23 protein-coding genes are annotated in these 20,767 nt (G+C 60.6%); 22 read left to right on the top strand and 1 reads right to left on the bottom strand.

The window, feature by feature from the left end; genetic code table 11:
• Positions 1-47 precede the first annotated feature (47 nt).
• Positions 48-596, top strand: coding sequence for a glycine zipper 2TM domain-containing protein (locus tag CXQ81_RS26565; protein ID WP_007929513.1), 549 nt, complete (start codon positions 48-50; stop codon positions 594-596).
• A gap of 145 nt (positions 597-741) precedes the next feature.
• Here CXQ81_RS26565 and suhB read toward each other — a convergent pair whose 3' ends face one another.
• A complete protein-coding gene (gene suhB, locus CXQ81_RS26560) occupies positions 742-1,557 on the bottom strand; it encodes an inositol-phosphate phosphatase (protein WP_007929514.1) in 816 nt (271 codons plus the stop codon).
• A 256-nt stretch (positions 1,558-1,813) separates the two neighbouring features.
• On the opposite strand from suhB, the gene trmJ reads away from it, so the two are divergent.
• From trmJ to CXQ81_RS26455, 21 genes are all read left to right on the top strand, one after another.
• Entirely contained in the window at positions 1,814-2,593 is a 780-nt protein-coding gene (gene trmJ / locus CXQ81_RS26555) for a tRNA (cytosine(32)/uridine(32)-2'-O)-methyltransferase TrmJ (RefSeq protein WP_007929516.1), read from the top strand.
• On the top strand, positions 2,586-3,362 hold the full coding sequence (gene cysE / locus CXQ81_RS26550) for a serine O-acetyltransferase (RefSeq protein WP_007929518.1): 777 nt from the start codon (positions 2,586-2,588) through the stop codon (positions 3,360-3,362). The genes trmJ and cysE overlap by 8 nt, the downstream gene beginning before the upstream one ends.
• Before the next feature lie 257 nt (positions 3,363-3,619).
• Positions 3,620-4,111 (top strand): Fe-S cluster assembly transcriptional regulator IscR, encoded by a 492-nt coding sequence (iscR, locus tag CXQ81_RS26545; RefSeq protein ID WP_009045442.1) that lies wholly within the window; start codon positions 3,620-3,622, stop codon positions 4,109-4,111.
• 50 nt (positions 4,112-4,161) lie between these two features.
• On the top strand, positions 4,162-5,376 hold the full coding sequence (locus tag CXQ81_RS26540; RefSeq protein ID WP_009045441.1) for an IscS subfamily cysteine desulfurase: 1,215 nt from the start codon (positions 4,162-4,164) through the stop codon (positions 5,374-5,376).
• A gap of 102 nt (positions 5,377-5,478) precedes the next feature.
• Positions 5,479-5,865: a Fe-S cluster assembly scaffold IscU gene (gene iscU, locus CXQ81_RS26535; RefSeq protein WP_007929523.1), complete on the top strand. Its 387-nt coding sequence runs from the start codon at positions 5,479-5,481 to the stop codon at positions 5,863-5,865.
• Positions 5,866-5,913: 48 nt separating this feature from the next.
• Positions 5,914-6,237 (top strand): iron-sulfur cluster assembly protein IscA, encoded by a 324-nt coding sequence (gene iscA, locus CXQ81_RS26530; RefSeq protein ID WP_007929524.1) that lies wholly within the window; start codon positions 5,914-5,916, stop codon positions 6,235-6,237.
• Positions 6,238-6,245: 8 nt separating this feature from the next.
• Positions 6,246-6,767: a co-chaperone HscB gene (gene hscB, locus CXQ81_RS26525; protein ID WP_007929525.1), complete on the top strand. Its 522-nt coding sequence runs from the start codon at positions 6,246-6,248 to the stop codon at positions 6,765-6,767.
• Positions 6,768-6,818: 51 nt separating this feature from the next.
• Complete coding sequence (gene hscA / locus CXQ81_RS26520) at positions 6,819-8,681, top strand: Fe-S protein assembly chaperone HscA (RefSeq protein WP_101338987.1); 1,863 nt, start codon at positions 6,819-6,821, stop codon at positions 8,679-8,681.
• Between the two features lie 3 nt (positions 8,682-8,684).
• Positions 8,685-9,026 (top strand): ISC system 2Fe-2S type ferredoxin, encoded by a 342-nt coding sequence (fdx, locus tag CXQ81_RS26515; RefSeq protein WP_007929527.1) that lies wholly within the window; start codon positions 8,685-8,687, stop codon positions 9,024-9,026.
• Positions 9,027-9,040: 14 nt separating this feature from the next.
• Positions 9,041-9,241, top strand: coding sequence for a Fe-S cluster assembly protein IscX (gene iscX / locus CXQ81_RS26510; RefSeq protein ID WP_007929528.1), 201 nt, complete (start codon positions 9,041-9,043; stop codon positions 9,239-9,241).
• A gap of 94 nt (positions 9,242-9,335) precedes the next feature.
• Positions 9,336-9,761 carry a nucleoside-diphosphate kinase gene (gene ndk, locus CXQ81_RS26505; protein WP_007929529.1) on the top strand — a complete coding sequence of 142 codons (426 nt, stop codon included), beginning with the start codon at positions 9,336-9,338 and terminating at the stop codon, positions 9,759-9,761.
• 29 nt (positions 9,762-9,790) lie between these two features.
• On the top strand, positions 9,791-10,939 hold the full coding sequence (rlmN, locus tag CXQ81_RS26500; protein WP_007929531.1) for a 23S rRNA (adenine(2503)-C(2))-methyltransferase RlmN: 1,149 nt from the start codon (positions 9,791-9,793) through the stop codon (positions 10,937-10,939).
• Between the two features lie 12 nt (positions 10,940-10,951).
• A complete protein-coding gene (gene pilW / locus CXQ81_RS26495) occupies positions 10,952-11,710 on the top strand; it encodes a type IV pilus biogenesis/stability protein PilW (RefSeq protein ID WP_007929533.1) in 759 nt (252 codons plus the stop codon).
• Positions 11,710-12,744 (top strand): RodZ family helix-turn-helix domain-containing protein, encoded by a 1,035-nt coding sequence (locus CXQ81_RS26490; protein WP_101338986.1) that lies wholly within the window; start codon positions 11,710-11,712, stop codon positions 12,742-12,744. Before pilW ends, CXQ81_RS26490 begins: the two co-directional genes overlap by 1 nt.
• A 3-nt stretch (positions 12,745-12,747) precedes the next feature.
• Positions 12,748-13,857 (top strand): flavodoxin-dependent (E)-4-hydroxy-3-methylbut-2-enyl-diphosphate synthase, encoded by a 1,110-nt coding sequence (gene ispG / locus CXQ81_RS26485; protein ID WP_007929536.1) that lies wholly within the window; start codon positions 12,748-12,750, stop codon positions 13,855-13,857.
• A 22-nt stretch (positions 13,858-13,879) separates the two neighbouring features.
• On the top strand, positions 13,880-15,169 hold the full coding sequence (gene hisS / locus CXQ81_RS26480; RefSeq protein WP_101338985.1) for a histidine--tRNA ligase: 1,290 nt from the start codon (positions 13,880-13,882) through the stop codon (positions 15,167-15,169).
• Positions 15,170-15,209: 40 nt separating this feature from the next.
• Positions 15,210-15,851, top strand: coding sequence for a tetratricopeptide repeat protein (locus CXQ81_RS26475; protein ID WP_007929540.1), 642 nt, complete (start codon positions 15,210-15,212; stop codon positions 15,849-15,851).
• On the top strand, positions 15,844-16,995 hold the full coding sequence (gene bamB, locus CXQ81_RS26470) for an outer membrane protein assembly factor BamB (protein ID WP_009045434.1): 1,152 nt from the start codon (positions 15,844-15,846) through the stop codon (positions 16,993-16,995). The genes CXQ81_RS26475 and bamB overlap by 8 nt, the downstream gene beginning before the upstream one ends.
• A gap of 139 nt (positions 16,996-17,134) precedes the next feature.
• On the top strand, positions 17,135-18,607 hold the full coding sequence (gene der / locus CXQ81_RS26465; protein WP_007929542.1) for a ribosome biogenesis GTPase Der: 1,473 nt from the start codon (positions 17,135-17,137) through the stop codon (positions 18,605-18,607).
• A gap of 191 nt (positions 18,608-18,798) precedes the next feature.
• Positions 18,799-19,947: a pyridoxal phosphate-dependent aminotransferase gene (locus tag CXQ81_RS26460; RefSeq protein ID WP_101338984.1), complete on the top strand. Its 1,149-nt coding sequence runs from the start codon at positions 18,799-18,801 to the stop codon at positions 19,945-19,947.
• Positions 19,935-20,732: an amidohydrolase gene (locus CXQ81_RS26455; RefSeq protein ID WP_101338983.1), complete on the top strand. Its 798-nt coding sequence runs from the start codon at positions 19,935-19,937 to the stop codon at positions 20,730-20,732. Before CXQ81_RS26460 ends, CXQ81_RS26455 begins: the two co-directional genes overlap by 13 nt.
• The last annotated feature ends 35 nt before the right edge of the window (positions 20,733-20,767 follow it).

The raw sequence follows: 20,767 nt of genomic DNA, 5'->3' as shown, positions 1-20,767 counted from the left end.
TGGGAGAAGCGCGGGCTTGTCCCGCTTGTGATGGTCAGGAGGTTCACGTGAACAAGTCGATGCTGGTTGGTGCGGTATTAGGTGCCGTCGCTGTGACTGCTGGGGGGGCTGTTGCCACCTACAAGCTGGTCAATAGTGGCCCTGAGTATGCGCAGGTGCTGGCAGTTCAGCCGGTCAAACAACAGATCAAAACACCGCGTGAAGTGTGCAAGGACGTCACCGTGACCCGTCAGGCCCCGGTGAAGGATCAACATCAGATCGCCGGTACGGTGGTCGGTGCGCTGGCTGGTGGCCTGCTGGGCAACCAGATCGGCGGCGGTACGGGCAAGAAGATCGCCACGGTCGCCGGTGCGGTCGGCGGTGGTTACGCCGGTAACAAAGTGCAGGAAGGCATGCAGGAGCGTGACACCTACACCACCACTCAGACTCGCTGCAATACGGTCAACGACATCAGCGAAAAGGTCGTGGGTTATGACGTGAAGTACGAGCTGAACGGCAAGCAGGGTCAGGTGCGTATGGATCGTGATCCAGGCAGCCAGATTCCGGTCAACAAGGAAGGTCAGTTGATCCTGGGCCAGAACCAGCCGGTGCAATAAGCATCCAGTGTCATCATGAAAAAGCACCCTGCAGGGTGCTTTTTTATTGCCTGCAGGTTTTTGAGGCTTCTACAGGGAGAGTTGTTTTCCGATAAACCCCAGGCATAAAAAAGCACCCCGAGGGGTGCTTTTTTGTTGCTGGCGCTTAGCGCTTCAGCGAAGCCGGCAGGTGCGGCTGGATGGCGGTGAGGACCGCCTTGAAGCATTTGGTGTTGCCGGCAACCACGTGGCCTTTTTCCAGGAAGTCGTGACCGCCGGTGAAGTCGCTCACCAGGCCGCCGGCCTCTTGGATCAGCAGGGCGCCCGCAGCCATGTCCCACTCGGACAGGCCTGACTCCCAGAAGGCGTCGAAACGACCGGCAGCCACGTAGGCCAGGTCCAGGCTGGCAGCGCCGGCGCGGCGGATGCCGGCGGTCTGGCCGACCAGGGCGCGGAACATGCCCAGGTAGTTGTCGAGGTTGTCCATCTGATCGTCACGGAACGGGAAGCCGGTACCCAGCAGGGCGCCGTCCAGGCTGGTGCGGCCGCTGACGCGCAGGCGACGACCGTTCAGTTGGGCGCCGCGACCACGGCTGGCGGTGAATTCTTCCTGGCGCACCGGGTCCAGAACCACGGCGTGTTCCAGGCGGCCGCGGTATTTGCAGGCGATGCTGACAGCGAAATGAGGAATGCCGCGTAGGAAGTTGGTGGTGCCGTCCAGTGGGTCGATGATCCACAGGTAGTCTTCGCCTTCGCCGCTGCCAGCGTGCAGGCCGGTTTCTTCGCCGAGAATGCCGTGAGTCGGGTAGGCTTTGCGCAATGCGTCGATGATCTTCTGCTCGGCAGCGCGATCAACTTCGGATACGTAGTCTTTGGCGTCTTTTTCGTCGACCTTGATGGTATCCAGGCGCTCGATGGAGCGGAAAATCAGTTCACTGGCGCTGCGGGCGGCGCGCAGCGCGATATTCAGCATTGGCTGCATGGATAGGTCACCTAAGGTTGTTAAAGAAAGCCGAGCATTCTAGCAGAAAACTTTTGCAGATGAAGGTCGACATTCGCTCCGCTTGCCTTGACCTGCCGCTCAAGCCCATAAATACGCGGACATTTTGACGAGTGGTGGTTCGTCTGGAGCTGGTCGGCTTCTATAAGGTGCGATCCAGGAGCAGTTATTTTTGAGGCGGGAGCGCTGGCTGTTCTGTAAGATTTGCTCCCCTTTCCCGTGTCCGAGAGCGCCTCCCTTGCTGCAGAACATTCGTGTCGTCCTGGTCAATACCAGTCATCCCGGAAACATCGGCGGGGCTGCGCGTGCCATGAAGAACATGGGGCTGTCGCGGCTGGTGCTGGTCGAGCCGCGAATTTTCCCTTCCCATGAGGCCGATGCGCGGGCTTCCGGCGCTACCGACATTCTGGAAAACGCTCAGGTGGTCGCCACCCTGGAAGATGCCCTGGCCGGCTGCACCCTGGTGTTTGGCACCAGCGCCCGTGACCGGCGTATTCCCTGGCCGTTGCTCGATCCCCGGGAGTCCGGGGTCAAGGTGGTGCAAGAGGCGGGGCAGGGCGCCGAAATTGCCTTGGTCTTTGGTCGTGAGGATTCCGGCCTGACCAATGACGAGCTGCAGCGATGTCATTTTCACGTGCATATCCCTTCGGACCCGGAGTTCAGCTCGCTGAACCTGGCGACGGCGGTGCAGGTACTGGCTTATGAAGTGCGTATGTCCTGGCTGGCGGCCGAAGGTCAGCCGAGCAAGGTCGAGAAGGATGAAGTGGCGTCGCCGCGCAGTGATGAGCTGGCGACCATGGATGAACTGGAGCGGTTCTACGAGCATCTGGAGCAGACGCTGGTGGCCATCGACTTCCTCGATCCGGAAAAGCCACGGCACTTGATGGCGCGCCTGCGCCGGTTGTACGGACGCAGCTCGGTGAGTCGGGCGGAAATGAATATTTTGCGTGGCATCCTCACGGAGACCCAGAAAGCGGCCCGTGGCGAGCTCCTGAAGCGGAAGAATGATGATGTTTGAGCGTTTGCGTGAAGATATCCAGAGTGTTTTCCATCGTGACCCGGCGGCGCGTAATGCGTTCGAGGTCCTGACCTGCTACCCGGGCATGCACGCCATCTGGATTCATCGCCTGTCCGGCGCGTTGTGGGGCATGGGTTGGAAGTGGCTGGCGCGCCTGGTGTCGAACTTCGGGCGCTGGTTGACCGGGATCGAGATTCACCCGGGGGCCAAGGTCGGTCGCCGTTTCTTTATCGACCACGGCATGGGCATCGTCATTGGCGAGACCGCCGAGATCGGTGACGACGTCACCCTCTATCAAGGTGTGACCTTGGGCGGCACCAGTTGGAACAAGGGCAAGCGTCATCCGACTCTGGAGGATGGCGTGGTGGTGGGGGCGGGCGCCAAGGTGCTGGGGCCGTTCACTGTAGGGGCGGGCGCCAAGGTCGGCTCCAATGCGGTGGTGACCAAGGCGGTGCCGGCTGGCGCCACGGTGGTGGGTATTCCCGGGCGCATCATCGTCAAGTCTGATGACGAGCAGGAAGCCAAGCGCAAGGCCATGGCCGAGAAGCTCGGTTTCGACGCCTATGGGGTCAGTGAAGACATGCCGGACCCGGTGGCGCGGGCCATTGGCCAGTTGCTCGATCATCTGCAGGCTGTCGATGGGCGTCTGGAGGGGATGTGCGGGGCCTTGAAGGATCTGGGCAGTAACTACTGTGCCAAGGATCTGCCGGCGCTGCGCGATGAGGACTTTGCGGGCGTCAAGGACAAGGGCGACAGCCAGGTTGGCTGAGCTTTCGGGGCTTTGGCGTTGATCGCGAGCTGGCTTGCTTTGTCGAGGTGAGCCTGCTCGCGCAACGTCCAAAAGAGCGTTGGCGACCCATTAGTCACCGAGCAAATCCAGGGCGTGCCATTACCCTGCAGACTTTGCTATGATTCGCGCGCTCTTTTGCGGGTAAACCTGACTAAAGTAGTAGGTCTTATAGTTGACTTAATTACTCGGGAATTGCATACTCGCTCCCATCCCGAAACACTCCGTGGTACTTGTCCATGCGACTGACTACAAAAGGCCGATACGCGGTAACAGCCATGCTTGACTTGGCGTTGCACGCGCAACATGGGCCGGTGTCCCTGGCCGATATCTCTGAGCGCCAAGGCATCTCCCTGTCCTATCTCGAACAGCTCTTCGCCAAGCTGCGCCGCAGCAATCTGGTGTCCAGCGTGCGTGGTCCAGGCGGTGGCTACCAGCTGTCGCGTGACATGCAAGGCATTCAGGTGGCCCAGGTGATCGATGCGGTGAACGAGTCGGTCGATGCAACCAAATGCCAGGGCCAGGGCGATTGCCATTCCGGCGACACCTGTCTGACCCACCACCTGTGGTGCGATCTGAGCCTGCAGATTCACGAATTTCTGAGCGGTATCAGCTTGGCTGACCTTGTGACTCGCCGTGAGGTGCAAGAAGTAGCCCAGCGTCAGGATCAGCGCCGCTGTAATGGCAAGGCGCAGCACCTGGACAAGATTGAAGCGTCCGCCGTCGAATGACAGCCAAAGAGCTAGCGGCACGTCAGCCAGCCTGATTTAGGAGAGAGTCCATGAAATTGCCGATTTACCTTGATTACTCAGCGACCACCCCGGTTGATCCGCGTGTCGCGCAAAAGATGAGTGAATGCCTGCTGGTCGACGGAAACTTCGGTAACCCGGCGTCCCGCTCCCACGTGTTCGGCTGGAAAGCCGAAGAGTCGGTGGAAAATGCCCGTCGCCAAGTGGCTGACCTGGTCAATGCCGACCCGCGTGAAATTGTCTGGACCTCCGGTGCCACCGAGTCCGACAACCTGGCAATCAAGGGTGTCGCGCATTTCTATCACACCAAGGGCAAGCACCTGATCACCTCGAAGATCGAGCACAAGGCTGTCCTGGACACCATGCGCCAACTCGAGCGTGAAGGCTTCGAAGTCACCTACATCGAGCCGGGCGAAGACGGCCTGATCACTCCGGCCATGGTTGAAGCCGCCCTGCGCGACGACACCATCCTGGTTTCGATCATGCACGTGAACAACGAAATCGGCACCATCAACGACATCGCCGCCATCGGCGAGCTGACTCGTTCCAAAGGCATTCTGTTCCACGTCGATGCGGCTCAGTCCACCGGCAAGGTCGACATCGACCTGCAGGCGCTGAAAGTCGACCTGATGTCCTTCTCCGCCCACAAGACCTACGGTCCTAAAGGTATCGGCGCGCTGTACGTCAGCCGCAAGCCGCGGGTTCGCCTCGAAGCGACCATGCACGGCGGCGGTCACGAGCGCGGCATGCGTTCCGGCACCCTGGCCACCCACCAGATCGTTGGCATGGGCGAAGCCTTCCGTGTAGCCAAGGAAGACATGGCTGCCGAAAACCTGCGCATCAAGGCGTTGAGCGACCGTTTCTACAAGCAGGTCGAGCACCTGGAAGAGCTGTACATCAACGGCAGCATGACCTCCCGCGTACCGCACAACCTGAACCTGAGCTTCAACTACGTCGAAGGCGAGTCGCTGATCATGGCGCTCAAGGACCTGGCGGTTTCCTCCGGTTCGGCCTGCACTTCGGCTTCGCTGGAGCCTTCGTACGTACTGCGCGCCCTGGGCCGCAACGACGAACTGGCACACAGCTCGATCCGCTTCACCTTCGGCCGCTTCACCACCGAAGAAGAAATCGATTACGCCGCGCAGAAAGTCTGCGAGGCCGTGACCAAGCTGCGCGCTCTGTCGCCGCTGTGGGACATGTACAAAGACGGCGTCGATATCTCGAAGATCGAGTGGGCGGCACACTAAATATAGAAGCCGCCAGGTACAGCTCCTGTAGCGACGCGGCGACTGACGCAGGCGTAACTACAGGGGCTCAAGAGCGGCCCTGATGAGTGAGGATTAAGAATCATGGCTTACAGCGAAAAGGTCATCGACCACTACGAGAACCCGCGCAACGTCGGCAAGATGAACGCGGAAGATCCTGATGTCGGCACCGGCATGGTCGGCGCTCCGGCGTGCGGCGACGTGATGCGCCTGCAGATCAAGGTCAACGAGCAGGGCATCATCGAAGACGCCAAGTTCAAGACCTACGGTTGCGGCTCGGCGATCGCCTCCAGCTCCCTGGCTACCGAGTGGATGAAAGGCAAGACTCTGGATGAAGCAGAGACCATCAAGAACACTCAGCTGGCTGAAGAGCTGGCCCTGCCGCCAGTGAAAATCCACTGCTCGGTACTCGCCGAAGACGCCATCAAGGCCGCCGTTCGCGATTACAAGCAGAAGAAAGGCCTGATCTGATTTTTGCGGATCAGCTTTCACAGATTGAGCGACAAGTAAGGAGTCACGATGGCTATCAGCATGACAGAAGCGGCTGCTCAACACGTGCGGCGCTCCCTCAACGGGCGCGGCAAAGGTGATGGGATTCGTCTGGGTGTTCGCACCACGGGCTGTTCCGGCCTTGCCTATGTCCTGGAGTTCGTCGACGAGATCGGTGAAGACGATCAGGTGTTCGAGAGTCATGGCGAGAAAGTGATCATTGATCCGAAAAGCCTGACCTACCTGGATGGCACCGAACTGGACTTCGTCAAGGAAGGGTTGAACGAGGGCTTCAAGTTCAACAACCCCAACGTGCGCGGTGAATGTGGCTGCGGCGAAAGCTTCAACATCTGAGGCTGCTCGTGGGTACTCCTTGTCATTTCGCTTTATTTGAGCTGCAGCCGAGCTTCCGCCTGGATCTCGAGCAGCTGGCCACGCGCTACCGTGAGTTGGCGCGTGCCGTTCATCCGGACCGCTTCGCTGACGCTTCCGAGCGTGAGCAGCGGCTGGCGCTGGAACAATCCGCCAGCCTCAACGAGGCCTACCAGACTCTCAAGAGTCCTCCCAAGCGCGCGCGATACCTGCTCGCGATGGGCGGCCATGAGCTGCCGCTGGAGGTCACGGTGCACGATCCGGAGTTCCTTCTGCAGCAGATGCAGTGGCGCGAAGAGCTCGAGGATCTGCAGGACGAGGCCGATCTGGCCGGTATCGCAGCTTTCAAGCGCCGCCTGAAAGTGGCCCAGGATGAATTGAACGAAAGCTTCGCAGCCTGTTGGGATGATGCTGCGCAACGCGAACAGGCCGAGCGCCTGATGCGGCGCATGCAGTTCCTCGACAAGCTCACCTACGAAGTGCGCCAGTTAGAAGAGCGCCTCGACGATTAACCCAGTGCCGCTCCGGTCGCACGCCTGATATACAGATAAGTCCAGATAAACATGGCCCTACTGCAGATCGCTGAACCCGGCCAAAGTCCTCAACCACACCAGCGTCGCCTGGCTGTGGGGATCGACTTGGGTACTACCAATTCGCTGGTCGCTGCCTTGCGCAGTGGTCTTTCCGAGCCGCTGGCCGATGCCAACGGGCAGGTCATCCTGCCGTCTGCCGTGCGCTATCACGCCGACCGTGTCGAGGTGGGCGAGTCCGCCAGGCTGGCGGCGTCTGCCGATCCCCTGAACACTGTGTTGTCGGTCAAGCGCTTGATGGGGCGTGGTCTGTCCGACGTCAAGCAGTTGGGCGAGCAGTTGCCATACCGCTTCGTCGACGGCGAGTCGCACATGCCGTTCATCGACACCATCCAGGGCCCGAAAAGCCCGGTGGAAGTCTCCGCCGATATCCTTAAGGTCCTGCGCCAGCGCGCCGAGTCGACCCTGGGCGGTGAGCTGGTGGGGGCGGTGATCACCGTTCCGGCCTATTTCGACGATGCGCAGCGTCAAGCGACCAAGGATGCGGCCAAGCTGGCCGGTCTCAATGTGTTGCGTCTGCTCAACGAGCCGACCGCGGCGGCCGTGGCCTATGGTCTGGATCAACACGCCGAAGGCGTGGTGGCCATTTATGACTTGGGTGGCGGGACTTTCGATATTTCCATTCTGCGCCTGACCGGCGGTGTCTTCGAAGTGCTGGCCACCGGTGGCGACAGCGCCCTGGGCGGTGACGATTTCGATCATGCGATCGCCGGCTGGATCATCGAGAGCGCCGGCCTGTCCGCCGATCTCGATCCGGGCAAGCAGCGTAATCTGCTGCAAATCGCCTGTGCCGCCAAGGAAGCGCTCACCAATGCCCCGTCGGTCGATGTGACCTATGGCGCCTGGTCGGCACCGCTGACCCGCGAAGTCTTCGATGCCCTGATCGAACCGATGGTGGCGCGCAGCCTCAAGGCCTGCCGTCGTGCCGTGCGTGATTCCAATGTCGAGCTGGAAGATGTCCAGGCAGTGGTCATGGTCGGTGGTTCGACCCGCGTTCCACGGGTTCGCGAGGCGGTCGCCGAAATGTTCGGTCGCCAGCCGCTGACCGAGATCGACCCGGACCAGGTGGTGGCCATTGGTGCCGCGATCCAGGCCGATACCCTGGCCGGTAACAAGCGCGATGGTGGCGAACTGCTGCTGCTTGATGTGATTCCGCTGTCCCTGGGGCTGGAAACCATGGGGGGGTTGATGGAGAAGGTGATTCCGCGCAACACCACCATCCCCGTTGCCCGGGCCCAGGACTTCACCACTTACAAAGATGGCCAGTCGGCCATGATGATTCATGTGTTGCAGGGCGAGCGCGAGCTGATCAGCGACTGCCGTTCCCTGGCGCGTTTCGAACTGCGCGGTATTCCGGCCATGGTCGCCGGGGCAGCGAAGATCCGCGTGACCTTCCAGGTCGATGCCGACGGTCTGCTGAGCGTGTCCGCTCGCGAGCTGGGCTCGGGCGTCGAAGCCAGCATTCAGGTCAAGCCCTCCTACGGTCTGACCGATGGCGAAATCGCCAGGATGCTCAAGGATTCCTTCCAGTACGCCAGCGACGACAAGGTCGCCCGCGTGCTGCGTGAGCAGCAGGTCGATGCCCAGCGCCTGATCGAGGCGGTGCAGGGCGCTCTGGAGGCGGACGGCGAGCGTCTGCTGGATGCCGAAGAGCGCATGGTCATCGAGCTGCAAATGCAGGAATTGAGTGAATTGATGCGTGGCACCGATGGTTACGCCATCGAGCAGCAGACCAAGCGTCTGTCGCAAGTGACCGATGCTTTTGCTGCCCGCCGCCTGGACTCGACGGTGAAAGCCGCTCTGGCGGGGCGCAATCTGAATGAAATCGAGGAATAACTGATGCCGCAGATCATTTTTCTGCCACACGCCGTGTTTTGCCCGGATGGCCTGGTTGTAGAGGCTGCCCCGGGTACCTCGATTCTCGAAGTGGCGCATGACAACCACATCGAGATCGAGAGCGCCTGCGGCGGCGTCTGCGCCTGCACCACTTGCCATTGCATCATTCGCGAGGGTTTCGACTCGCTGAACGAAGCCGACGAGCTGGAAGAAGACTTGCTGGACAAAGCCTGGGGTCTGGAGGCGCAATCGCGTCTATCCTGCCAGGCGATCGTCGGCGAGGAAGACCTGACCGTCGAAATTCCGAAATACTCGCTCAACCATGCAGCCGAAGCGCCGCACTGATTCAAGGAATCATCATGAGTCTGAAATGGGTTGATGTGCTGGAAATCGCGATTCAGCTGGCTGAATCCAAGCCGGATGTGGATCCGCGGTACGTAAACTTTGTCGATCTGCACCAATGGGTTCTGGCACTGCCGGAATTCAGCGACGATCCGGCTCGCGGTGGCGAGAAGGTTCTTGAAGCCATTCAGGCCGCCTGGATCGAAGAAGCAGACTGAGTCTGTCCCGTACGCAGTTAGGCAATCCCTATAAACCCGCGTATAATTCGCGGGTTTAATTTTTCGCTTTAATCACCGTTTCTGGAGTTACACCATGGCTGTTCAACGTACTTTCTCCATCATCAAGCCTGACGCTGTTGCAAAAAACGTCATCGGCGAGATCGTTACCCGTTTCGAAAAAGCTGGCCTGCGCGTTGTAGCTTCGAAAATGAAGCAACTGTCGAAAGCCGAAGCTGAAGGCTTCTACGCTGAGCACAGCGCTCGTGGCTTCTTCGGCGAGCTGGTTGCTTTCATGACTTCCGGTCCGGTTGTCGTTCAGGTTCTGGAAGGCGAAAACGCTATCGCTCTGAACCGTGAGCTGATGGGCGCTACCAACCCTAAAGAAGCTGCTGCCGGCACCATCCGCGCTGACTTCGCTGAGTCCATCGACGCCAACGCCGTTCACGGTTCGGACTCCGAAGCCGCTGCTGCCCGCGAAATCGCTTACTTCTTCGCTTCCACCGAAGTGACCACTCGCTAAGCCAAAGGCCCGTGAGTGAAGGTGAAACCATGACTACATCGACTGGCAAAACTAACCTGTTGGGTCTGACTCAACCGGAAATGGAAAAATTCTTCGACTCAATCGGGGAGAAGCGTTTCCGTGCCGGTCAGGTAATGAAATGGATTCACCACTTTGGCGTCGATGATTTCGACGCCATGACGAACGTCGGCAAGGCCTTGCGCGAAAAGCTCAAGGCCGTTGCCGAAATTCGTGGTCCGGAAGTGGTCAGCGAGGACATCTCCAGCGACGGCACCCGCAAGTGGGTGGTGCGCGTGGCGTCCGGCAGCTGCGTCGAGACCGTTTACATTCCCCAGGGCAAACGCGGCACCTTGTGCGTTTCGTCCCAGGCAGGCTGTGCCCTGGACTGCAGTTTCTGCTCCACCGGCAAGCAAGGCTTCAATAGCAACCTCACCGCCGCCGAAGTCATCGGCCAGGTGTGGATTGCCAACAAATCCTTTGGCAGCGTCCCGGCGACCGTCGACCGTGCCATCACCAACGTGGTGATGATGGGCATGGGTGAGCCGCTGCTGAACTTCGACAACGTCATCTCGGCCATGCACCTGATGATGGACGACCTGGGCTACGGCATTTCCAAGCGCCGCGTGACCCTGTCGACCTCCGGCGTGGTACCGATGATCGATGAGCTGGCCAAGCACATCGACGTTTCCCTGGCGTTGTCCCTGCACGCACCGAACGATGCGCTGCGCAACCAGCTGGTACCGATCAACAAGAAGTACCCGCTGAAGATGCTGCTCGAGTCCTGTCAGCGCTACATGTCGTCGCTGGGCGAGAAACGTGTGCTGACGATTGAGTACACGCTGCTCAAGGACGTCAATGATAAGGTTGAACACGCTGTCGAGATGATCGCGTTGCTCAAGGACATTCCTTGCAAGATCAACCTGATCCCGTTCAACCCGTTCCCGCATTCCGGTTACGAGCGGCCGAGCAACAACGCCATTCGCCGGTTCCAGGATCAACTGCATCACGCAGGCTTCAACGTCACTGTGCGCACCACGCGCGGCGAAGACATCGATGCGGCCTGTGGACAACTGGTCGGGCAGGTGCTGGATCGCACCCGTCGTAGCGAACGTTATATCGCCGTGCGCGAGTTGAGCGCCGACGCCGATATGCCGCAAAGCGCTGCGAATCGTACCTGAGAGAGGATCTCCATGACCTTGCGCGTCGCGCTGCTTCTGCTTTTTGTCAGCCTGTCGGCTGGCTGTGTTCTTTCGGGGGATTTCAACCCGATGAAGACAAGCAAGGGGCGGGACGAGGCGCGTGAGGCCTATGTTCAGCTGGGCCTGGGGTATCTGCAACAAGGCATGACCGAACGGGCGAAAGTGCCGCTGAAAAAGGCCCTGGAGCTGGACGAGTCCGATGCTGACGCCAATGCCGCTCTGGCCTTGGTGTTCCAGGCCGAAATGGAACCCGAGCTGGCTGACCAGCATTACCGCAAGGCCCTGGCTGCGCGTCCCTCCGATGCCCGTATCCTGAACAACTACGGCAGCTTTCTCTTTGAAGAAAAACGTTACAAAGATGCTTATCAGCGCTTTGAACAGGCGGCTGCTGATACCCTGTACCCCGAGCGATCCCGAGTGTTCGAGAACCTTGGCATGACCGCCGCGATGCTGGGTGAGCGTGACCTGGCCCGGCAACAGCTGGAAAAAGCCCTGCGCCTGAACCGCCAGCAGCCTCGCGCATTGCTGGAAATGGCTGAGTTGTCCTTCGAAGACAGGCATTATGTGCCCGCACGCGACTATTACGATCGTTTTAGCCTGCTGAGCGAGCAAAATGCACGTAGTCTATTGCTCGGCGTTCGGCTGGCAACGGTGTTTGAAGATCGCGACAAGGCCGCCAGTTACGGCCTGCAATTAAAACGACTCTATCCCGGTACGCCGGAATATCAGCAATACCTGTCGGAGCAATGATGAAAGCGGCGCATCCCGAAGTTCTAGCAGCGACTCGCGTCAACCCCGGTGAGACCCTGCGTCAGGCCCGCGAAAGCAATGGTTGGTCGCTGGCTGAAGTGGCCCTCAAGCTCAATCTGACCGCAAACTCGTTGAGCAATCTGGAAGCCGGCGCTTTCGACAAACTGCCGGGGCATACCTTCGCCCGCGGTTATATCCGTGCCTATGCCAAGTTGCTGGGGATGGACCAGGCCGTTCTGGTCCAGGCCTTCGACCAATACACGGGCACCGATTCCCAGGGCAGCAATGTGCACAGCCTCGGCCGTATCGAAGAGCCAGTACGGGTTTCCCACACCATTTTGCGCATCGTCAGCCTGTTGCTGCTGATCGCGGTGATCGGTGGTGGCTTTATCTGGTGGCAGGATCAAACGTCCGTGCGCACCAAGGAGCTGGTTGGCCTCAATCAGGAACACGTCGAAGTCGAAGGGGCAGACGGCACCACGCAGATTCATCCGATCGACGAGCCGGAAGACCAGGCGGTCGTGGAAGGTCAGGCCGAGGGTGAAACCGCCCTGGCCCTGCCTGAAACCCCGGCTCCAGGCCAGACCCAGGCTGATGCTACAGCCCCTGCGCCAAGCGCGCCGGCTGCCGCACCTGCGGCCCCGGTTGCTCCTGCTCCAGTGGTCGTGGCACCGGCGGCACCAGCGCCGAGCGCTTCGGCCGCGCCTGCCCCTGTAGCGCCCGTGGTCGCAGCAGCGACTATTCCGGCTGCCCCGGCAGTTCCAACTGCGCCCGCCGCCGCGCCTGTAGCCGGCGCGGGTCAGGTACAGATCCAGTTCACAGCCGATTGCTGGACCCAGATCACCGACGGCAGCGGTAAAGTGTTGTTGAGTGGCCTGAAGCGCAAGGGCGAGACCGCCGATGTTTCCGGCAAGCCGCCATTTGCCGTGCGCCTGGGTTATGCCCGTGGTGCGCAGGTCAGCTACAACGGACAAGCGGTCGATGTGGCTCCGTTCACCAGTGGCGAGACTGCTCGCCTGAAGTTAGGTCAATAAGTCATGCACGGCGAATCTCCAATCAAACGTCGCGAGTCCCGCAAGATCTGGGTCGGCTCGGTACCCGTGGGTGGCGATGCCCCCATTGCCGTGCAGAGCATGACCAACAGCGACACCAACGATGTGGCGGCCACTGTGGCCCAGATCAACCGTCTGGAAGCCGCCGGTGTCGATATCGTGCGGGTTTCCGTACCGGATATGGACGCGGCCGAAGCTTTCGGCCGTATCAAGCAGCAGGTCAAGGTGCCGCTGGTTGCCGACATCCACTTCGACTACAAGATCGCCTTGCGCGTGGCCGAACTGGGCGTCGATTGCTTGCGGATCAACCCCGGCAACATCGGTCGTGAAGACCGCGTGCGTGCGGTGGTGGATGCGGCCCGTGATCGCGGGATCCCGATCCGTATCGGCGTCAACGCCGGTTCCCTGGAAAAGGACCTGCAGAAGAAATATGGCGAGCCGACCCCGGCGGCGCTGGTGGAGTCTGCCCTGCGCCACGTCGAGCACCTTGAGCGCCTGAACTTCAAGGACTTCAAGGTCAGTGTGAAAGCCTCCGACGTATTCATGGCCGTCGAGGCCTATCGCCTGTTGGCCAAGGAAATCATCCAGCCGCTGCACCTGGGTATCACCGAAGCCGGCGGTTTGCGTTCAGGCACGGTGAAATCCGCCGTGGGCCTCGGTATGCTGCTGGCCGAAGGGATTGGCGATACTATTCGCATCTCGTTGGCGGCCGACCCGGTCGAAGAAGTGAAAGTCGGCTACGACATTCTCAAGTCCCTGCATCTGCGTTCCCGTGGCATCAACTTCATCGCCTGCCCGAGCTGCTCGCGGCAGAATTTCGATGTGGTCAAGACCATGAACGAACTGGAAGGGCGTCTCGAGGATCTGCTGGTACCGCTGGACGTGGCGGTCATCGGTTGTGTGGTCAACGGTCCGGGCGAAGCCAAAGAGGCGCATATCGGCCTGACCGGCGGGACGCCGAACCTGATTTACATCGACGGCAAGCCGTCGCAGAAACTGACGAATGACAATCTTGTGGATCAACTGGAAAAGCTGATCCGCGAGAAAGCGGCCGAAAAGGTCGAAGCCGACGCAGCGCTGATCGCGCGCGGCTAATCGAACGAATTAAGGATTTTTTGTGAGCAAGTCTCTGCAAGCCATTCGTGGCATGAACGACATCCTGCCCGAGCAGACGCCCCTGTGGCGCTATTTCGAGGGCACCGTTGCGCGGTTGCTGGATAACTACGGTTACAAGCAGATCCGTATGCCGATCGTCGAGTTCACCGAGCTGTTCAAGCGCTCCATCGGTGAGGTGACCGATATCGTCGAAAAAGAGATGTACACCTTCGACGACCGTAACGGCGACTCCCTGACCCTGCGTCCGGAAGGCACCGCGGCGTGCGTGCGCGCTGTGCTCGAGCATGGCATCACTGGCGGTGGCCAGGTGCAGAAACTCTGGTACATCGGCCCGATGTTCCGTCACGAGCGTCCGCAGAAAGGCCGTTATCGTCAGTTCCACCAGATCGGTTGCGAAGTCTTCAACCTCGACGGTCCGGACATCGACTCCGAACTGATCGTGCTGACCTGGCGCCTGTGGGGCGAACTGGGTATCCGTGACGCGGTCAAGCTCGAGCTGAACAGCCTGGGAACCGCCGAAGCCCGTGCGCGTTATCGCGATGCGCTGGTGACGTTCCTCTCGGCACGCATGGACAAGCTCGACGAAGACAGCCAGCGCCGCCTGAAAACCAACCCGCTGCGCGTGCTCGACACCAAGAACCCGGACACTCAAGCCGTACTGGTGGACGCGCCGAAGCTGGCCGACTACCTGGACGAAGAGTCTCGCGTGCACTTCGAGGGGCTCAAGGCCCGTCTGGATGCCGCCGGTATCCCTTATGTGATCAACCCGAAGCTGGTGCGCGGGCTGGATTACTACAGCAAGACCGTTTTCGAATGGGTCACCGACAAGCTCGGTGCCCAGGGCACCGTCTGTGCCGGCGGCCGCTACGACGGCCTGGTCGAGCAGATGGGCGGCAAGCCTACCCCGGGTGTCGGTTTTGCCATGGGTATCGAGCGTCTGGTACTGCTGCTGGAAACTCTGGAGCAGATCCCGGAAGAGATCTCGCGCCAGGTCGACGTTTACCTCTGCGCCTTCGGGGAAGCCGCCGAACTGGCTGCTCTGGCGTTGAGTGAACGGGTTCGTGACCAGTTGCCCAACCTGCGCCTGCAGATCAACGCCGGCGCCGGCAGCTTCAAGAGCCAGTTCAAAAAGGCCGACAAGAGCGGTGCGTTGTACGCATTGATCCTCGGTGACGACGAACTGGCCCAGCAAGTGGTAGGTTTCAAACCCCTGCGTGGCCAGGGCGAACAACAAAGCATTGCCTGGGATGCGCTCGCTGCACACCTGGCCACCTGCGTCGTGCAGGGTTGAAGCTGTCAAACAGCCGATTTAGCGAATAAGGAGTATTGGGGTGTCGAGTACCGAAGATGAACAGCTGGCGGATTTGAAGGACTGGTGGCAGCGCAACGGCAAGCCCCTGGTCACCGGCGGCCTGTTGGCGCTGGTCATCGTGTTCGGCTGGCAGGCCTGGCACAAGTATCAGAACAATCAATCGCAAGGCGCCTCGATGCTCTATCAGCAATTGCTGGAGACCACGCTGACGCCTGACGGCAAGCCGGATGCAGCCCGTGTTGCAGACCTGGCCGGCAAGCTCAACAGTGAGTTCGGCGGTACTGCCTACGCGCAATACGGCAGCCTGTTCGTCGCCAAGGTGGCGGTCGACACCGGCAAGCTGGACGACGCAGCGACCGAACTCAAAGCCATCGCCGACAAGCCGGCCAACCCGACGCTGGGCGAAATCGCCCGTCAGCGCCTGGCCCAGGTCCTGGCCGCGCAGAACAAGGCTGACGAAGCGCTGAAGCTGCTCGAAGGCGATGCCGACAAGGCATTCCTGGCCACTCGCGAAGAGCTCAAGGGCGACCTGCTGGTCCAATTGGGCCGTACTGACGAAGCCCATGCTGCGTATGAAAAAGCCAAGGCCGCGCTGTCCGATGAAGCGGCGGTCGGTGGCCTACAAATCAAGCTGGACGACCTGGCCAAAGGGGATGCGTGACGTGATCCGTTGGAAACATGCAGCATTGCTGGCTCTGGCCGTTCTGGCCGCGGGTTGCAGCAGCAACAGCAAGAAAGAATTGCCACCTGCCGAACTGGTCGACTTCAAAGAAGAAGTGGTCCTGCAGAAACAGTGGAGCCGTTCGGTCGGTGACGGCCAGGGCGAAACCTACAACATGCTGGTTCCGGCGATCGACGGCAGCACCATCTACGCCGCCGACGTCACTGGCGTGGTAGAGGCACTGGATCGCATGAACGGCGACGTCAAATGGAAACAGGACCTGGAGTTGCCTGTGTCCGGTGCCGTTGGCGTGGGTTACGGCCTGGTCATGATCGGTACCCTCAAGGGCGAAGTGGTCGCTCTGGACGCTTCGAGCGGCGAAGAGAAGTGGCGCGCGCGGGTGACCAGTGAAGTACTGGCTCCGCCGTCCACCAATGGCGATGTGGTGGTGGTCCAGACCCAGGATGACCGTGTGATTGGCCTCGATGCCGCCACCGGCAACCAGATGTGGGTCTACGACAGCACCCCGGCGGTACTGACCCTGCGTGGCACCAGTGCGCCAATCACCACCAACCGCCTGGCGGTCGCCGGTCTGTCGACCGGTAAAGTGGTGGCCCTGGATATCCGCAACGGCGTGCCGGTGTGGGAACAGCGCGTGGCTATTCCGCAAGGTCGTTCCGAGCTGGATCGCGTGGTCGACATCGACGGTGGCCTGCTGTTGTCCGGCGGCACCCTGTATGTCGCCAGCTACCAGGGTCGCGTAGCGGCGCTGGACCTGGAAAGCGGTCGTCCGCTCTGGCAGCGCGATGCTTCCAGCTATGCGGGTGTCGCTCAAGGTTTCGGCAGCGTCTATGTGAGCCTGTCCTCCGGCACCGTCGAAAGCATCGACGAGCGTTCCACCACTGCGCTGTGGAGCAACGACTCGCTGGCCCGCCGTCAACTGTCGGCCCCGGAAGTCTTCTCCAGCTACGTGGCGGTCGGTGACCTGGAAGGTTACCTGCACCTGCTGAGCCAGGTTGACGGTCGCTTCGTTGGCCGTGAGCGTATCGACAGCGATGGTCTGCGTGCGCGTCCTCTGGTAGTGGGCAACATGATTTATGTGTATGGCAACAGCGGCAAACTGGAAGCCCTGACCATCAAGTAATGGTTTGACTATGCTTGGGGTTGATCCCCAAGCGGCCTTGCCCCGGCAAGGTTCGCAGCACGTCATGTGCTGCCCCGAGCACCAGCCGCTGCCTCGCAGCGGCTTTTGTATTTTCTGAATTAACGCAGTGGAGAGCCGCATGGTTCCCGTAATCGCCCTGGTGGGCCGACCGAACGTCGGCAAGTCCACCTTGTTCAACCGCCTGACTCGGACTCGCGACGCCATTGTCGGCGACCTGTCCGGTCTGACCCGTGATCGCCAATACGGTGAGGCCAAGTGGCAAGGGCGTACCTACATTCTGATCGACACCGGCGGTATCTCCGGTGACGAGCATGGCATGGACGAAAAGATGGCCGAGCAGTCGCTGCTGGCCATCGAAGAAGCCGATGTCGTCCTGTTCCTGGTAGATGCCAAGGCCGGTTTCACTGCGGCCGACCAGATGATCGGCGAGCACCTGCGCAAACGTAACAAGACCTCTTACGTGATCGCCAACAAGGTCGACAATATCGACCCTGACATGGCGCGTGCCGAGTTCGCCCCACTGGGCATGGGCGACGCGATCCCGATCGCCGGTGCTCACGGTCGTGGTATCACGCAGATGCTGGAAATCGCCCTGCGCGAGTTCCCGAAAGACGACGCAGACGAGCCGGAAGAGGGGGAGGAAGAAGTCGTAGCCGAAGGCGAGGAAGCCAAGCGCATTCCGGGCCCGAGCGAAAAAGACGGGATCAAGATCGCCATCATTGGTCGGCCGAACGTGGGCAAGTCCACCCTGGTCAACCGCATGCTCGGCGAAGACCGGGTCATCGTCTACGACCAGCCGGGCACCACCCGGGACAGTATCTACATTCCCTTCGAGCGTAACGAAGAGAAGTACACGCTGATCGACACCGCCGGTGTGCGCAAGCGCGGCAAGATCCACGAGGAAGTTGAAAAGTTCTCGGTGGTCAAGACCCTGCAGGCGATCAAGGACGCCAACGTGGTGATCTTCGTCATGGACGCCCGCGAAGGCGTGGTGGATCACGACCTGAACCTGCTGGGCTTTGCCCTGGAAGCAGGCCGGGCGCTGGTCATCGCCCTGAACAAATGGGATGGCATGGACCCGCGCGAGCGTGACTATGTGAAGACCGAGCTGGAGCGCCGGTTGTTCTTCGTCGACTTCGCCGACATCCACTTCATCTCGGCGTTGCATGGTACTGGCGTGGGCAACCTCTACCAGTCGGTGCAGAACTCCTTCAAGTCCGCGGTAACCCGCTGGCCGACCAGCCGCCTGACGCAGATTCTCGAAGACGCCGTGAGCGAGCACGCGCCACCGATGGTCAACAACCGTCGCATCAAGCTGCGTTATGCCCACCTGGGTGGTGCCAATCCGCCGCTGATCGTGATCCACGGCAACCAGGTGGAGAAGGTGCCGAAGTCTTATGTGCGCTACCTGGAAAACACCTACCGGCGTGTTCTGAAACTGGTCGGTACGCCGATCCGCATCGAATTCAAGGGCGGCGAAAACCCGTACGAAGGCAACAAGAACACGCTCACCGACCGTCAGGTCAACAAGAAGCGTCGTTTGATGACACACCACAAGAAGGCCGAGAAGAAGCGCAAAGACAAGCGCTGAGTCACCTGATAGGAGCCGGCTTGCCGGCGAAGCCCCGGACCCGCTTCAATGCTTCGCCGGCAAGCCGGCTCCTGCAGGATTTGCCTTGGAAAAAGGGCGCCTTTGGCGCCCTTTTTCATGCCTGTGGTTTGGGCTATTCTCGGGACCTCCCCGAGCCGCCGTAGAGCCGGGTGTTCAGCAGGGAATCACCCATGATCACCAGTAAGCTGCCGAATGTCGGCACCACCATCTTCACGCAAATGTCGCAGCTCGCCGTGGAAACCGGCGCGCTGAACCTGTCCCAGGGTTTTCCCGATTTCGATGGCCCGCAGGCCCTGCGCGATGCCGTCGCCCGGCATATCGCCAGCGGCCACAACCAATACGCACCGATGACCGGCCTGCCGGCCTTGCGCCAGCAAGTGGCGGCCAAGATCGCCCGCAGTTATGGCGTGCAGGTGAATGCCGATACCGAGGTAACCATCACTCCGGGCGCCACCCAGGCGATCTTCTGCGCCATCCAGGCAGTGATCCAGCCCGGTGATGAAGTGATCGTCTTCGATCCTTGCTACGACAGCTATGAGCCTTCGGTGGAGCTGGCCGGCGGCCGCTGCGTGCATGTACAGCTTGGCCTGAACGATTTCGCCATCGACTGGCAGAAGCTTGGCGAAGCCCTTAGCCCGCGTACGCGGATGATCATTCTCAATGCCCCGCACAACCCCAGCGGTGCGCTGATCAGCCGTGCCGAACTGGACCAGTTGGCGGCGCTGATTCGCGATCGGGATATCTACCTGGTCAGCGACGAGGTGTACGAGCATCTGGTATTCGACGGCATCCCCCACGTCAGCGTGCTGGCCCATGAGGAGCTGTACCAACGGGCATTTGTGGTCAGTTCCTTTGGCAAGACCTATCACGTGACCGGTTGGAAAACCGGCTACGTGGTCGCTCCGCCGGCCCTGAGCGCGGAGCTGCGCAAGGTGCATCAATATGTCAGCTTCTGCGGCGTGACCCCTTTGCAGTACGCTCTGGCGGACTACATGGCCGAACACCCGGAACATGTCGAAGAGCTACCCGGTTTCTATCAGGCCAAGCGCGACCTGTTCTGCGACCTGCTGGCACCTTCGCGATTCAGCTTTACCCGGGTGGCCGGTACTTACTTCCAACTGGTGGACTACTCGCAGATCCGCCCGGACCTGAATGACGTCGAGATGGCGATCTGGATGACCCGCGAGCACGGTGTCGCGACCATTCCGGTGTCGGTGTTCTACCGCGAGCCACCACAAGGACAGCGTCTGGTAAGGCTATGCTTTGCCAAGCGTGAGGAGACGCTGCGTCAGGCAGCGGAGAAGCTATGCGTGATCTGAGTGCTTTGCCCAATCTGAATGTGGCGCTGATCCAGACCTCTCTGGTCTGGCACGACCGCCAGGCCAATCTCGAGCACTTCGAGCTGTTGCTCGAACAGGCCCGGGGCGCCGACCTGATTATCCTGCCGGAAATGTTCACCACCGGATTTTCCATGGAGTCCGAAGCCCTCGCCGAGGCGGAAAACGGTCCGACCAGCAAGTGGCTGCGCAGCCAGGCCGCCAGGCTCGATGCGGTCATCACTGGCAGCGTGATTATCCAGGCCGCCGACGGCAGCCACCGCAACCGCCTGCTGTGGGCTCGCCCTGACGGTGAGGTCTGGCATTACGATAAACGCCATCTGTTCCGCATAGCGGGCGAGCACGATCACTACACGCCAGGCGAGCGTCAGGTGCAATTCGAACTCAAGGGTTGGCGGGTCAGGCCGCTGATCTGCTACGACCTGCGCTTTCCGGTGTGGAGCCGCGATGCCCGGGATACCGACTTGCTGCTGTACACGGCCAACTGGCCGGGGGCACGGCGCCAGCACTGGAACCGTTTGTTGCCGGCCAGGGCCATCGAAAACCTGTGTTATGTGGCCGCGGTCAATCGGGTCGGCACCGACGGCAAGGGGTTTGCCTACACCGGGGATAGCCAGGTGCTGGATTTCCAGGGCGAGACCCTGCTCAGCGCCGGTGAGGCCGACGGAGTATTCCAGGTCTGCCTGAATGCCGCGGATCTGGCGGCCTATCGCGCGCGCTTTCCAGCCTACCTCGATGCGGACACCTTCGAGTTCACCCAGGCTTAAAGATCTGTCGGGGTGGGCCGTTAAGGGGTAAGAGG

The organism is Pseudomonas sp. 09C 129 (assembly GCF_002843625.1).
GTDB classification, from domain to species: domain Bacteria; phylum Pseudomonadota; class Gammaproteobacteria; order Pseudomonadales; family Pseudomonadaceae; genus Aquipseudomonas; species Aquipseudomonas chlororaphis.
The sequence above is the reverse complement of the archived record's forward strand: the minus strand, read 5'-3'. Positions and strand labels throughout refer to the sequence as shown.

Excerpts from the sequence above, each read along its gene's own strand:
- der (WP_007929542.1), top strand. The coding sequence starts at position 17,135 with ATGGTTCCCGTAATCGCCCTGGTGGGCCGACCGAACGTCGGCAAGTCC.
- CXQ81_RS26490 (WP_101338986.1), top strand. The coding sequence starts at position 11,710 with ATGAAAGCGGCGCATCCCGAAGTTCTAGCAGCGACTCGCGTCAACCCC.
- CXQ81_RS26540 (WP_009045441.1), top strand. The coding sequence starts at position 4,162 with ATGAAATTGCCGATTTACCTTGATTACTCAGCGACCACCCCGGTTGAT.
- pilW (WP_007929533.1), top strand. The coding sequence starts at position 10,952 with ATGACCTTGCGCGTCGCGCTGCTTCTGCTTTTTGTCAGCCTGTCGGCT.
- bamB (WP_009045434.1), top strand. The coding sequence starts at position 15,844 with ATGCGTGACGTGATCCGTTGGAAACATGCAGCATTGCTGGCTCTGGCC.
- iscU (WP_007929523.1), top strand. The coding sequence starts at position 5,479 with ATGGCTTACAGCGAAAAGGTCATCGACCACTACGAGAACCCGCGCAAC.
- iscX (WP_007929528.1), top strand. The coding sequence starts at position 9,041 with ATGAGTCTGAAATGGGTTGATGTGCTGGAAATCGCGATTCAGCTGGCT.
- ndk (WP_007929529.1), top strand. The coding sequence starts at position 9,336 with ATGGCTGTTCAACGTACTTTCTCCATCATCAAGCCTGACGCTGTTGCA.
- ispG (WP_007929536.1), top strand. The coding sequence starts at position 12,748 with ATGCACGGCGAATCTCCAATCAAACGTCGCGAGTCCCGCAAGATCTGG.
- iscA (WP_007929524.1), top strand. The coding sequence starts at position 5,914 with ATGGCTATCAGCATGACAGAAGCGGCTGCTCAACACGTGCGGCGCTCC.
- iscR (WP_009045442.1), top strand. The coding sequence starts at position 3,620 with ATGCGACTGACTACAAAAGGCCGATACGCGGTAACAGCCATGCTTGAC.
- CXQ81_RS26455 (WP_101338983.1), top strand. The coding sequence starts at position 19,935 with ATGCGTGATCTGAGTGCTTTGCCCAATCTGAATGTGGCGCTGATCCAG.
- rlmN (WP_007929531.1), top strand. The coding sequence starts at position 9,791 with ATGACTACATCGACTGGCAAAACTAACCTGTTGGGTCTGACTCAACCG.
- fdx (WP_007929527.1), top strand. The coding sequence starts at position 8,685 with ATGCCGCAGATCATTTTTCTGCCACACGCCGTGTTTTGCCCGGATGGC.
- CXQ81_RS26460 (WP_101338984.1), top strand. The coding sequence starts at position 18,799 with ATGATCACCAGTAAGCTGCCGAATGTCGGCACCACCATCTTCACGCAA.
- suhB (WP_007929514.1), bottom strand. The coding sequence starts at position 1,557 with ATGCAGCCAATGCTGAATATCGCGCTGCGCGCCGCCCGCAGCGCCAGT.
- hscA (WP_101338987.1), top strand. The coding sequence starts at position 6,819 with ATGGCCCTACTGCAGATCGCTGAACCCGGCCAAAGTCCTCAACCACAC.
- cysE (WP_007929518.1), top strand. The coding sequence starts at position 2,586 with ATGTTTGAGCGTTTGCGTGAAGATATCCAGAGTGTTTTCCATCGTGAC.